10 protein-coding genes are annotated in these 13812 nt (G+C 47.2%); 8 read left to right on the top strand and 2 right to left on the bottom strand.

What is annotated here, in order from left to right; genetic code table 11:
* Positions 1-7: 7 nt before the first annotated feature.
* Positions 8-784: a class I SAM-dependent methyltransferase gene (locus tag LZG94_RS10240; protein WP_233791799.1), complete on the bottom strand. Its 777-nt coding sequence runs from the start codon at positions 782-784 to the stop codon at positions 8-10.
* A 58-nt stretch (positions 785-842) separates the two neighbouring features.
* On the opposite strand from LZG94_RS10240, the gene LZG94_RS10235 reads away from it, so the two are divergent.
* Positions 843-1217: a hypothetical protein gene (locus LZG94_RS10235; RefSeq protein ID WP_233791798.1), complete on the top strand. Its 375-nt coding sequence runs from the start codon at positions 843-845 to the stop codon at positions 1215-1217.
* Between the two features lie 35 nt (positions 1218-1252).
* Here LZG94_RS10235 and LZG94_RS10230 read toward each other — a convergent pair whose 3' ends face one another.
* On the bottom strand, positions 1253-1405 hold the full coding sequence (locus tag LZG94_RS10230; protein ID WP_166444435.1) for a hypothetical protein: 153 nt from the start codon (positions 1403-1405) through the stop codon (positions 1253-1255).
* 146 nt (positions 1406-1551) lie between these two features.
* Between LZG94_RS10230 and hisS the strand changes: the two genes are divergently transcribed.
* The 7 genes from hisS to LZG94_RS10195 all read left to right on the top strand — a co-directional run bounded on the left by hisS (position 1552) and on the right by LZG94_RS10195 (position 13812).
* A complete protein-coding gene (hisS, locus tag LZG94_RS10225) occupies positions 1552-2919 on the top strand; it encodes a histidine--tRNA ligase (RefSeq protein WP_233791797.1) in 1368 nt (455 codons plus the stop codon).
* A 12-nt stretch (positions 2920-2931) separates the two neighbouring features.
* Positions 2932-3795, top strand: coding sequence for an ATP phosphoribosyltransferase (gene hisG / locus LZG94_RS10220; protein WP_233791796.1), 864 nt, complete (start codon positions 2932-2934; stop codon positions 3793-3795).
* A 34-nt stretch (positions 3796-3829) separates the two neighbouring features.
* Entirely contained in the window at positions 3830-5098 is a 1269-nt protein-coding gene (gene hisD / locus LZG94_RS10215) for a histidinol dehydrogenase (RefSeq protein WP_233791795.1), read from the top strand.
* A 54-nt stretch (positions 5099-5152) separates the two neighbouring features.
* Positions 5153-6226, top strand: a complete 1074-nt coding sequence (gene hisC / locus LZG94_RS10210) for a histidinol-phosphate transaminase (protein ID WP_233791794.1) — start codon at positions 5153-5155, stop codon at positions 6224-6226.
* Positions 6227-6266: 40 nt separating this feature from the next.
* Entirely contained in the window at positions 6267-6788 is a 522-nt protein-coding gene (locus LZG94_RS10205; protein ID WP_233791793.1) for a hypothetical protein, read from the top strand.
* Between the two features lie 99 nt (positions 6789-6887).
* A complete protein-coding gene (locus tag LZG94_RS10200; RefSeq protein ID WP_233791792.1) occupies positions 6888-10217 on the top strand; it encodes a UvrD-helicase domain-containing protein in 3330 nt (1109 codons plus the stop codon).
* A 187-nt stretch (positions 10218-10404) separates the two neighbouring features.
* Positions 10405-13812 (top strand): response regulator, encoded by a 3408-nt coding sequence (locus LZG94_RS10195; RefSeq protein ID WP_233791791.1) that lies wholly within the window; start codon positions 10405-10407, stop codon positions 13810-13812.

Here is a 13812-nt window from a genome sequence, read left to right as displayed (position 1 = left end):
TGGTTGGTTAAGCGAGTTTCTGGCAGAAGTAAACGATCTCTTCTTCGGGCAAAGCGTACCGTTTCACTTCTGCTTTTGATAATTCGTCCATCACGAAACGGTCTTCCTTCACGGTAAACCCGCCTTTTTCCAACTCTCTTCCGTAGTTCCTTCCAAACAGCCGCAAATGGTCATTTTGAAGGAAATGCTTTTCTCTTTCTTTGGGGTCGGTAATTGTAGCGTCTTCGTAGGTAGTTGCGTATTTCAGGTCCTGCGGCGATTGGATCAAAGCCCAGCCGCCCGGCTTTAATACGCGGTACAACTCGCTCATTGCCAGTATATAATCATCTACGTGCTCCATTACGTGATTACAAAAAGCAACGTCGAATGTATTCTCCGGAAAAGGGATCTGGTGAATATCCATTTTCACCTTTGCAAGCGGCGATTCGATGTCGGCGGTAATATAATCGAGGTTTTTCATCTTCTCAAAACGGTCGATAAAGCAGTATTCCGGCGCTACGTGCAGCACTTTCAGATCGGCCGTGAAGAAGTTGGTTTTTTGTTTTAAATACAATCCCATTAACCTGTGGCGTTCCAGTGAAAGACAGCCCGGGCACAATGCGTTTTCGCGGCTCGAAGTATTGCGTCCGTAAGGGAGGAATTTTCTGTATTTGCTTTCGCAGACAGGGCATTGCACGTTGTTACCAATGTAAAATATGCTCAAAAAACGCGCTGCCCAGTGTCCGACCAGTTGAAGATAGGGGCGGGGGATATATCTTAAGACTAAACTAATGATCGATTTCATTAAGTCAATTAACTAAAAATTAATAATTTTAGGATTATAAGTATTGAAAAACCTACGAATGATTCCTTCCATTGATCCAAAGCCGCCGGGTAAGAGGCTGATAAAGCAGATGTCGACACGTACCAAGTGGATGATCCTTGCTCCATGCGGCCTGTTGCTGTTCAGCTTTGGTCTTACCGTACTCAGCCAGGCGGCCCACGAGCGGCGCATTGGAGAGCCTACTCAGGTGTGGGTGGTGCTGGGTTTGTACAGCCTGGCGCTGATCAACGGCGGACTGATCATGTTTGGCGAGGCGATTCGTTTCAGGATATTACTTCACGTTCGCCGCGAAACGCGCCGGAGTATGCGTCAGCTGGTTCGCAAGGTCAATACCAAATCTTCGGGTAAATCCAAATCGGCTAAAAAAGCAAAAAGCCCTATCAAAGCAGATTGACAGGACTAGTTGAATCATTTTTCGGAGAGGCCAATTTATTTTTTGTTAGCTTCAAACTGCGCCTTTATAGCCTCCACATCGACATTGCGAACCTCTGGTTTACGTAAAAGATCTTTGATCTTAGCAGTGCGGTTGTTTGCTACCGCTTTGTTTCTGCGTCCTTTACGTTTCAATTCCGTAACTCCCATTGTAAAATATTGTTTTGTGAAAGAGCCGCAAAATTAATCATTTTATATGAAATAATGTAGTTCATAATCACAATTATTGCATAAGCTGGCTAACTTTGCCCCTCAGCAAGCTGAATAAGGCGCATTTTTTTGACCCAATCCATATAATGAGTAAACCATCCCTAGCCCGCGGAACCCGTGACTTTGGTCCCGAACAAATGGTGAAGCGGACTTTTATTTTTGATACCATTCGTCGTTCCTTTCAACGATACGGTTTCCTTCCGCTGGAAACGCCTGCTTTTGAGAATCTTTCGGTTTTAATGGGAAAGTACGGCGACGAAGGGGATCAGCTGCTTTTCAAGATATTGAATTCCGGTGATTTCAGCGGCAAGCTTTCGGACCAGGATTGGCAGGAAGGTTACAAGCCACTAACCAGCAAGATTTCTGAAAAGGGGCTCAGGTACGATCTCACAGTGCCTTTTGCAAGATACGTGGTCATGAACCGCGGAACGCTGGCAATGCCTTTTAAAAGATACCAGATCCAGCCTGTCTGGCGCGCCGATCGACCTCAGAAAGGCCGGTACCGCGAGTTTTACCAGTGCGATGCAGATGTAGTAGGGACGGATTCGCTGCTTTGTGAAGCGGAAATTGTGATGTTACTGCATGATATTCTGCCTGCATTGGGAATCAAGGATTTTGTAGTAAAAATCAATAACAGAAAAATACTCACGGGAATAGCCGAAATGGTGGGCGCTTCGGGCATGGAAGGTCCGCTTTGCGTGGCGATTGATAAGCTTGATAAAATTGGGAAAGATAAGGTAGTTGAAGAACTGCTCGAACGCGGATTCTCTGAACTTAGCGTTCAGAAACTCGAACCTATATTTGTTCTTTCCAATGAAAAAGAACCATTTGCAGAACTGAAAACGTGGCTAGCCGATTCGGAGATTGCTTTAAAAGGTATTCAGGAACTGGAAGAAGTGTGGGCGATGGTGAAAGTGCTGGGCATTGAAAACCCGCAGATAGAGTTTGACGTTACCCTGGCACGCGGCCTTTCCTATTATACCGGCGCGATTTTCGAAGTGAAAGCAAAAAATGTGCAGATCGGCAGTATTTCAGGCGGCGGCCGCTACGATAATCTGACCGGTACATTCGGCGTTCCGGGAATTTCGGGTGTAGGAATTTCCCTCGGTGTCGACCGGATTTATGATGTAATGGAAGAATTAGATCTTTTTCCCGAAAGTCAGAATGCGAGTACGCAGGTGATGATATCCAATTTTGATGCAGAAGCATTTACTTTTGGTCTGGCCATTTTACCAAAACTCAGAAAAGCAGGAATAAACGCCGAGATATATCCCGATTCAGTAAAATTGAAAAAGCAGCTGGATTACGCAGATCGTAAAAGTATACCGTACGTGATATTGATCGGCTCCGATGAAATGCAGTCGGGAATGCTAACCTTGAAGAATATGAAATCCGGCGAACAGCAGAAATTGAGCGCCGACGAGATCATTAATGCATTAACCAAAGAAATTTAATAGGGAAATACGATGAATGACGATATACTTAGAATTGCAATCCAGAAATCGGGAAGATTAAGTGAAGATTCTTTAAAACTGATCAAAGAATGCGGAATCCGTTTTGACAACGGGGCCGGAAAGCTCAAAACCGACGCGACTAATTTCCCTGCGCAGATCCTGTTTTTGCGGGACGACGATATTCCGGGATATGTGGAAGACGGCGTCGCGCACCTCGGGATTGTAGGTGGAAATGTTTCGGAAGAGTCTGACAAAAACGTAGATACAGTTCATAAACTGGGTTTTTCCAAATGCAGATTGTCAATAGGCGTTTTGCGCGAGCATCAATATGACGGTGTGCACGATCTGGAAGGCAAAAGCATTGCGACAACTTATCCGCGATTGTTAGGTAAATATCTGGAAGCAAATGGCGTAAAAGCGCAGATCCACGAGATCAGCGGTTCTGTCGAAATAGCACCGAGTATCGGGCTGGCCGACGCGGTTTGTGATATTGTCAGCTCGGGTAGCACGTTATTGAGCAACGGACTGAAAGAAGTCGAAACGATTTTCCGGTCGGAAGCTGTGATGATCGCCAGTAAACAACTTTCTCAAACGCAGCAGGGGTTACTGGATCAGCTTTTGTTCCGCATTAAATCGGTTCAGGAAGCGAAAAATAACAAGTACATTCTGCTGAACTGCCCTACGGACGCAGTAGAAAACATTTCAAGATTCTTGCCGGGAATGCGTTCTCCTACCATTTTGCCACTTGCTACCGAAGGCTGGTGTTCGCTGCATTCGGTGATCAATGAAAATGAGTTCTGGGAAAATATTGAAAAGATCCGCCAGGCAGGCGCAGAGGGTATTCTGGTAATACCTATTGAAAAAATGATCCAATAAATAGCCGCCTCGAAACCGGCATTCGTTTAGCGATATGAATATTATTCCATTTCCCGACAGGTCTCAGTGGAGCGCGCTGCTTACCCGGCCTGTTCAGGAAACCAAGGATATTGAACAAAGAGTGCTCCCGATTCTGGAACAGGTCAGGAATGAAGGAGATAAGGCGGTGCGGGAACTCGCTTTGAAGTTTGATAAAGTGCATTTGGGCGAGATCGCATTCTCTGAGGATGCTATTTCCGCTGCGGGCGACCTGCTGGATGAAGAATTGAAAGCTGCGATCGGGCAGGCTTACAAGAATATTTACAAATTTCATAAGGGCCAGCTGCAATCGCCCGAGAAGATCGAGACGATGCCCGGCGTAACCTGCTGGCGCAAAAGTGTGGGTATTGAAAAAGTCGGAATATACATTCCCGGCGGCTCGGCACCCTTATTCAGCACGGTTTTAATGCTCGGAATCCCGGCGCAGATCGCAGGTTGTAAGGAAATAATTCTTTGCACCCCGTCCGACCATCCTGCTATATTGTATGCAGCCGGGCTGGTTGGCGTGACCAAAGCTTTCCGGGTAGGAGGTGCGCAGGCGATTGCTGCACTGGCTTACGGAACTGAGTCAATCCCAAAAGTTTACAAGATATTCGGACCTGGAAACCAATACGTTACTGCTGCCAAAATGCTGGTAAGCAGCGAAGGTATTGCGATTGATATGCCGGCTGGACCGTCGGAAGTAGCTGTTTATGCTGATGATACTGCAGTACCTGCATTCGTTGCTGCCGATTTGCTTTCACAGGCTGAGCACGGGCCTGATAGTCAGGTATTGTTGGTTTCGACGAGTAAAAAATTGCTTTCTACCGTTAATCTGGCACTTCCCTCGCAACTTGAAAGACTGCCCAGAAAAGATGTGGCGGCTCAGGCGATTGCGAACAGTAAAGCTATTCTGTTGGAATCAGAGGCTGATGCGATTGATCTGCTAAACCAATATGCAGCCGAGCATTTGATATTAAGTGTAGCAAATGCAGAAGCGGTTTCAGAGAAGATAATTAATGCAGGTTCCATTTTTTTAGGAAACTATACCCCCGAATCCTGCGGCGATTATGCATCGGGAACGAACCATACCTTGCCTACAAACGGTTACGCAAGAGCTTATAGTGGTGTTTCGGTAGATAGTTTTGTCAAAAAGATCACAGTACAGCATATCAGCGAAGAAGGAATACGAAATCTGGGGCCAACTGTGGAGGCGATGGCCGAAGCCGAGTCGCTGGAAGCGCACCGGAAAGCGGTAAGTTTGAGATTGAAGAGCCTGGAATAAGTATTTTGTGTTTTTATCAAGAAAAAATAAGTGGCGCTAAGCTGCAAAAATGGAATGAACAATACTTTTGACCTGAAAAAAATACTTCGGCCGCACATCCTGACGCTGGCGCCTTATTCATCTGCAAGAGACGAATACACAGGTCACGTCGGCATTTTTTTGGACGCAAATGAAAATCCTTACGGATCTGTTACCGAGGCGGATTATAACCGGTACCCGGATCCTTACCAGGCTGAGATCAAACAAAAACTTACTGTAATTAAGCAAGTAAATGCTGACCGGATCTTTTTAGGAAACGGGAGCGACGAGCCGATTGATCTGCTCACGCGCGCAACCTGTACCCCCGGAAGCGACCACGTGATCATCATGCCGCCAACTTATGGTATGTACGAAGTGAGCGCCTCCATTCATGATGTTCGTATTGATAAAGCGTCCCTGACAACCGATTTTCAGATCGACGTGGATGCGGTTTTGAATGCGGTAAAAGAAAATACTAAAATCATCTGGATCTGCTCGCCGAATAATCCGACGGGGAATAATATGCAGGACAGCGCGATTGAGACGATCTTGAATAGTTTCAACGGTCTGGTCGTGGTGGATGAAGCTTATATTGATTTCACCGACAAACCTTCGTGGGTGAGCCGCCTGGACGAATTTCCAAACCTGGTCGTGCTGCAAACCTTCTCCAAAGCGTGGGGACTGGCTGGTCTCAGAGTGGGAATGTGCTTCGCGTCGGTTGAGCTGGTACGGATTTTAAACAAAATAAAACCACCTTATAATATTAATTTGCCGGCCCAGCAGGCACTTCTGGCGGGTTTGGAGCATATTGCCGCGAAAGACAATATGGTCGCTGATATTCTGGAAGAAAGAGAAGTGCTTGAGACCAGCCTGCTTGACCTGCCGATCGTTGTAAAAATTAACCCTTCTGATGCGAATTTCTTACTGGTACAGTTTGAAGATGCAAAAGCTGTCATGGATTATCTGATCAACGAAACGATTATTGTGAGAGACAGGTCCCGGGTGCACCTTTGCCAAGGTTGCTTGAGAATTACAGTTGGTACAAATAAAGAAAATGAAGTTTTGATCGATTCTTTAAAGAAATACCAACAGAAAAACGTTACAGTATAGCATAATCAGCACATCAAACTTCCCCGATCCAACTAAAATTATGAAGAAATTAGCCTTAACGTTTATCTGCATTCTATCTTTTGGAATTGCCCAGGCCCAATATGATAACTGGGCAGTAGGTTTCAAGCTTGGTGAACCTACCGGCGTGAATATCCGGAAATACTTCAATAATATACACGCACTGGACGTGACGATCGGGACTTACGGTGGGATTCTGTCCAAGGACCGCAAGTACAGAGGCGACGAAGGTATTTATAAAAATACGGGCGTTTCAGTTCAGGTGCATTATCTGTGGCACACGCCGCTGTTCAACTCGGAGGCAGTTCACGTTTACTACGGTTTGGGCGGTCAGATCAATAGCCGCAGATCCTATCCAAAAAGGTTGAATGGAAATCATGAGAAGGATATTTCATTGGGCGGTTCAGCGCTGGCGGGGTTTGAATATTACATCCCCGACAACCGAATGTCAGTATTTCTGGAAGGTGGTACCTACCTTGAATTGCTGCCAAGGCCATTTTACCTCAGCCCGAACCTTTCGGCAGGTATCCGTTTCAATTTGTAAGAACTCCCGATTTACTGGTTCAGGAAGGCAGGTGTAAGCCTGCTTTTTTTGTGTAAATTGTTCAGCGCTCAGTTCTGTTTTCTACTAAAATTTCCCAAAGTGTTTAAAGTTTATAGTTCGTCTGCTGGATCGGGTAAGACTTATACGCTTACCAAAGAATACCTGAAACTGGCCCTCAGCGCTACTTCTGAAAGCTATTTCAAGCATATACTGGCAGTCACATTCACCAATGCGGCGGCGAACGAAATGAAGGATCGAATCCTGCTGATGTTGCGGATTTTCTCCGAACAGCAGTCTGCCGGGGACGCTGTTCATCCGATGATGAAGGATATCATTACCGAGCTATTTCCCGATACCGAAACTGACCGGGAGCTATTCGAGGCGGCCGTGCAACTGCTGGGTGAGCGCGCGCAGAACGTTTTTGCCCAGATCATGCACCGCTATTCTGATTTTTCGGTGATGACGATCGACAAATTTACGCAACGGCTGATCAGCAGTTTTACCGACGAACTGGGAATTCCTTTCGTATTCGAAACGCAGCTTGATGCGGACCTCCTCGACGATGCTGTAAACAGGCTGCTATCCAGGATCGGGCAGGATGGGGAAGAGGTTTTGACTGATATTGTTGAGAAATTTTATCGGGAAAGTGCGGAAGAAGGCAAAAGCTGGGGTACGCTTCCCATGCAAATCCGTGATACTTCCGGCACGTTGCTGAATGAGCAGAGCTACCTCCAGATGAAGCGGGTGGAAGATCTGAAAATGGAGGATTGGATCAGCATTCGCAACAGAATGCGGACTTATGTGCGTGATCAGGAAGCTGCGATGCTGAAACTTTCACGCAATGCATTTGATCGGATCCAATCGGTTCATTTAACAGAAAAGGATTTCCATCAGAGCGGAAGGGGGATTTTTGGGTATTTTAAAGACAGATCAGAAAATAAAAAACTGTGGGGTGAGCCCAATTCCTACGTTTACAAGACAATCGGTGAGGGAGTTTGGTATGGAGGGAAAACCGCGCTTCTGATCCGGGATGAGATCGACGGGATCAGGACAGACCTGGAAAATTACTTTCACCAGATCGAAAATACGCGGCTGGCCGAGTCAGGGAAAGTGCTGCTTTACAACCAGCTAGACCGCCATATTTATCAGTTATCGCTTCTGGGAGAGATAAGGAAGGAATTTGATGCATTGCTGAGGCAGAATAATCAGGTCCATATCTCGGACTTCAACCGCAAGATCGTCGAGATCGTCGCCAGGGAACCGGTGCCTTTTATTTTTGAAAGACTGGGTGAAAAATACAATCATATTCTGGTCGACGAGTTTCAGGATACCTCTAAGTTACAGTTCGCCAACCTGCTGCCGCTGATTGAAAATGCATTGTCCGGCGGGTTTTTCAACCTCGTGGTCGGCGACGCGAAACAATCCATTTACCGGTTTCGCGGCGGAGATATGGATTTGATCCTCAATCTGGCGCAAAATCAAATGGAGAGGATGGCGACGGTCTTCGGTTCCGATTCGTTTCATGCCGAGCGGTTGAATACGGTAAGTAATTATTTGCATGTCAATCATTTAAAAGTAAACAGGCGCAGTTTTCGGGAAGTCACTGCATTCAATAATGAGTTTTTCGGTTTTGTTGCCGACCTGCTGGGTAACGAATATCCGTTGATCAGGGAAGTTTACGACCAGAATTTCCAGCAGGAAATACCAGATAATGCGGCTACCGGCGGCCACGTGGAAGTGGAATTTCTGGAAATGAAAGATCCTTATGACGAAGGAGCGGAGATAGAGCATGCAGCTGACGGAATGGTAAGAAGGTCGATCGAGCTCGTCGCGGACTTGCGCACGCAGGGTTTTGACTGGCGCGATATTGCGGTACTGTGCCGGCGCAAGAAAGAGGCGGCGGCGCTGGCCAATTATATGAAGGAAGCTGGTTATCCGCTGATTTCTGACGATGCATTGTCGATGAGCTACTCGCGATCGGTGCATTTTATCGTCTCTTTTATGAAGGTATTGCACAGTTCGGATCACCGGCTGGCGCGTTATGAAGCGGCTTATCTGTTTCATCATGTTGTTAAAAAGGAAAGTCCGGCGCCGGCTGATTATGAAGAAATCCGCCTTTTATGCGAAGAGCGGGGACTTGATTCTTTTTTGACCTACTTCAAAAAATGGAACATAAATCTTACCTCGTTCCGGCTGCGCCAGCTTTCGGTTTTCGAACTGAGCGAGCAGCTGATGAAGCAGTTCGGCTTGCTGGAAAGCAAATTTGAGACAGAATACCTGTTCCGTTTTCTGGACGTGGTGCACGAGTTTGGCAACAGGAAAACAAATCACCTGGGCGATTTCCTGACTTATTGGGACACTGCCAGGCACAAGCTTTCGATCACGATCCCGGAAGGCACCGACGCGATCAGGATCACGACGATACACAAGTCGAAAGGTCTGGAATATCCGGTGGTGATCATTCCTTATGCCAACTGGAAAGTGACTCCCAATGCAAGACTTGATAAGCTTTGGGTGGATTTGGAAGGTATTGATTATGAAGAATTTAAAGTACCTGACAGCGCGACTTATGCCGGTAAAAGTCTGAAAACTTCGCTCGTTTCGGTGGTGAAAGAACTTGAAAATACCGTTGCGGCCCAGCAGTATCAGGATGAAAAGACGAGGGTACTGGTCGAAAATCTGAATCTGCTTTATGTCGCATTAACCCGGCCGGTGCAGCGTTTGTATATCCTCGCGAAACGGGAGCGAAACTGGAATACGGGCCAGCAGGTGAATAATTGGTTGAAAGAATTTTTCTGCAGGCAGGATTTTACGCCGGAATGGGACGAAAGCATATCAGTATATACCATTGCGGAAGGCAATGCGCCGCCTAGCCACGCGCATACAAAGTCGGACGCGCGGCCGTTCGTAATGCAGCAAATATTGAGTAACGACCGGTCGGACTCCATGCGGCTCCGCAGAATGGCCGACCGTATTTTCGACGTCAATACATTCGAAGCCAAGCGCGACCGGATCCAGAAAATGAAGTACCTGTTCACGAGGATGAAGACCGCGGCTGATTTGGATATTACGCTCGAAAAGCTGGTGCGCGAAGGCATTTTAACGCAAAAAGAAACACCAGAAATGCGTGCTGCGGCCAGTCGGTTGATGGAAGGCACAGAGATTAAGTCCCTGTATAGCAATGAAAACCGGGTACAATTTGGCAAAGAAATGCTGATCCCGGGAGGAACCTTATTGCATATTGACCGCGCCGTTCAAATGCCCGACGGTACCTTTGTGTTCATGCTCTTTTCGGGTGCAAAAGACCTGAGCGAGCCTGGGCGGAATCTTCGGAAAGTAATGAATGCATTCAAAACATTAGGCAAAAAATCGCGGGGCGTGATCGTAGATCCGGATATGGAGTTGGTAGAATGGGTAGACGTTCTATGATATTATTGTTAATTTTTTAACACCAGAATATCTGTTAACCCAAGTCGAAATACTTTTGGCGTATATTGTAGTTAAATCTGGGACAAATTCCCGATTAGGTGCGGCCAATAGGCTGGAAATGAATATTTTTTGCTGATATTCACAAAAATATTACAGCTCTGGCTCAATTCTACGACCTCAGATTTCTATGAGATTATCCTTTCAGCGACAAGTTTTCCTCGGGACAGCTTTCTCCATAATTCTTGTGCTGGTTGTCGGCGTTACCTCTTATAATGCGATTAAAATTCAGCTTGAAAACACTCGCTGGGTGTACCATACCAGGGAGGTAATGCGCATTTCCAGTTCACTTAAAAATCAGCTGCTGACGTCCGAAGCCAATGTTCGCGGCTTTGCACTCACGCGCCACGGTTCCTTCGAAACTAGTTATGTACAATCCGTGACGAAAGTTTGGACGGAGCTGGATGTTTTGCGAAAACTGGTGCGGGACAATAAGACACAGGCAACGCGCGTAGATTCGCTTTCAATATTGCTGCATACCCGGATGGATCTGATGGGGAGGCAATACGACATTTTAAAGGGCGGAAATTTTGACCAGGATACAATCCGAAAACTGGTACTGGCTGGGAAGAACGTTTCGTCACTACTGGATTTCAACTTCCGCCGGATCGAGAATATGGAGGAAGGATTATTGGCAGAGCGGGAGCAGAATGCAGCCGTAAGTTCCTCAGATGCAAAGCAATACATTCTGATCGGATCGTCCATATTCCTCTTTGTGGTCGTACTCCTCTATTATTTTATCCGGCGCACCTACAATGCGCAAATAGCTTCGGAAAAGCTTACCCTGGAAGCGAACAGGCAGCTGGAATTGTTATCTCTGGAAGATCAGGAAAAGAACTGGATACTCGATGCGGCCGTAAAGTCGGCGGAAACTGTGCGCGGCGAGCCAACTCTGGAGGCGCTTTCCCGGAAACTGGTCGCCAGGCTAGCCGAGCTGACCGGCGCACATGTGGGCATGATGTACCTGCAAACCCGCGCCGGAAATACCATGGAACTGGCTGCGACTTACGGCATTTCCGAGCAGGATTCGCTTATTAAATCATTCAAAATAGGGGAAGGATTCCTCGGTCAGCTGGTAGCAGATAAGGTTGATCTTAAAAAACTGGACGTTGCGCCGGAATATTTTGCACTAAAAACTTCGTCGGGAAGGGTAGGACCGGGCGCGGTTCTCATCAAAACGATCTCGTTCCAGGGCCAGGTGAAAGCGGTATTGGAGATCGGGTATGTGCAGGATCCAGGGCACAAGGTTGTGAGGATACTGGAAATGATCTCTGACAGCGTTGCTGTTGCTATTATGGCGGCGCGCGCGCGCGAAGTGGCCAATGAATTGCTAGAAAAAACGCAGTTGCAGGCCGAGGAGCTGGAAAGTCAGCAGGAGGAACTGCGGGTGACCAACGAAGAACTCACGCGGCAAACGTCGCTTTTGCAGGTTTCGGAGGAGGAACTTCGGGTACAGCAGGAGGAATTAAAACAGATCAATACAGAACTGGAAGAAAAAGCCTTTTTGCTTGAAGAACAGAAAGGAACGATCGAAGCCGCGCGCGACCAGATACAGATCAAAGCCGACGAACTCGAAAAAAGCGGCAGATTCAAGAGTGAATTCCTGGCCAATATGAGCCACGAGTTGCGCACACCGCTGAACAGTATTCTGATCTTATCGAGGATTTTAGGTGAAAATAAAGGACTGCGATTGAATGACGAAGAGCAGCGTTACGCTTCCGTGATCTATAACTCGGGCAACGATCTGCTGACGTTGATCAACGATATTCTGGATCTTGCCAAAGTGGAGTCGGGCAAAATTGAACTGTATAATGAGGAAGTGAATACCGGCCTGATTCTTGCGGAACTAACCAATACTTTTCACAAAGTTGCTGAAAACAAGGGACTTACTTTAAAGATAGAGAAAAATGCTTCCTGCCCCGACGTTCTATTCGTAGATCAGGTGCGCCTGTTGCAGATCGTGCGAAACCTGTTGTCGAATGCGATCAAATTCACATCCGCGCCGGGTACTGTGTCGCTTGCGATCGGAATGGATTCCACCCATTATGTGTTTGAAGTGGCTGATTCGGGCATTGGTATCCCCTACGAAAAACAGAAAGCAATTTTCGAAGCATTTCAGCAGGCCGACGGTTCAACCAGCCGGAAGTACGGCGGTACCGGGCTGGGACTTTCAATAAGCCGCGAGCTGGCAAACCTGTTTAAGGGATCGATCTCTTTGAAAAGCGAGCCGGGCGAGGGTTCCGTGTTCACGCTCAGAATTCCGGTCCAATCTGCGCAGGAAGAAGTTCTGGCAGTTACGGCAGCTCCAATCGCAGCAGTGCCTGAGGCTGTTCCTCAGCTGAAAGAAAACAGGTTGCTATTGATCGAGGACGACGAGGTTTTCGCGGCAGATATGTCGGCAAAAGCAATTGACGCAGGTTTTGAAGTAAAACTGGCCATCGACGGAAAAAGCGCGCTGGAACTGGTGAAAACATTTAACCCGACCGCGATCATTCTTGATATGAACCTGCCGGATGTGTCGGGCGATGAAGTGTTGAAAGTATTGAAAGCAGATTCCCGCGCGCGGCTTATTCCAGTCCATACGATCTCTTCCGGCGATTATTTTGACACAGATATGCTGAAAGGCGGCGCGATTGGTTTTATGCAAAAACCGGTTGACCAGAAGTCGGCCGTGAATATATTTAACCTCCTCAAACTGGAAGGCAAGGATCTTGAAAAGCAAAGAATTCTGCTGATTGAAGACGATGCGTATCAAAGCAAGTACCTGGGCGATTTCTTGACGAGTAATAACATTTTTGTTCTGTATGCCTATTCAGCTGAAGAGGCGCTCGGTATACTGAGCAGGGAATCTGTCGACGGGATCATCCTGGATGTGAGGTTGTCGGATATGAACGGCCTTGACCTGCTCGACGAGATCAAGCAAAACCCGGACCTGAGTAACCTGCCGGTGGTTGTGAATACAGCCGAAGACCTTTCACAGGCCGATCTGAGCCGGGTAATGAAGTATTCGCATCCTGTTGTAATTAAAACTAAAAAATCCAACGAGCGGCTGCTGGATGAGGTGAAGCTGTTTCTGAAAAAGTTCCAGCCACGTGTGCCTGCTGCGCCCGACAAGAAAAGGGGAGATCTGGGAGCCAATGCGGTATATTCGGAACATGCTTTTGTAGGCCGGAAAATACTGGTTGCCGACGATGATATGCGGAATATATTTGCATTGAGCGCAGTATTGGAGGATTCTGGTTTCAAAATTGAAATTGCTACGAACGGCAGGGAAGCGATTGAAAAGCTGGAAGAAAATGCGGATATCGAGCTGGTACTTATGGACGTGATGATGCCGGAAATGGACGGGATCGAGGCGACAAAGATTATCCGGACACACAGTCGCTGGGCCTCGCTTCCGATTATTGCAGTAACTGCCAAGGCGATGCAGGGCGACCGGGAACAGTGCCTGGCCGCGGGTGCCAATGATTATATTTCGAAGCCAGTCGATATTGACAAGCTGCTTTCGCTCATCAAAGTCTGGCTACATTCCGCCTGA

Source organism: Dyadobacter sp. CY343 (assembly GCF_021390335.1).
In the GTDB taxonomy this organism is placed as follows: domain Bacteria; phylum Bacteroidota; class Bacteroidia; order Cytophagales; family Spirosomataceae; genus Dyadobacter.
Note: the sequence above shows the minus strand (reverse complement) of the source record. Positions and strands in the feature narration are given on the sequence as shown.